This window comes from Dellaglioa sp. CoH-55-MRSF-8, assembly GCF_056782195.1.
Window position 1 is genome coordinate 1 of record NZ_JBXAYH010000286.1, and the last position, 229, is coordinate 229.

At 58.1% G+C, this 229-nt stretch carries 1 protein-coding gene; it reads left to right on the forward strand.

Annotation, left to right across the window (positions count from 1 at the left end):
- Window positions 1-229 (forward strand): hypothetical protein (locus AC1RPW_RS08755; protein WP_481769574.1); only part of this gene is annotated, 229 nt, incomplete at both ends.

Here is a 229-nt window from a genome sequence, read left to right on the forward strand (position 1 = left end):
GCTGATGGCGTCGGACCTGTACCAAGATATCATCGGTAACTCGGACTTCTTCCAAGCGATCGACCCGGTTGCTCGTCACGAACTCCTGTTGACCGGTGAACTCGGTGTCCTGTACGGTTGCACGATCACGTCGGACGCATACCGTCACCCGGAACACAAGGTCCTGAACCAAGGCGAATTCTTCGTGATCTCGGACGCGCTGAACCACGGCGCTTACTCGGATCGCGGC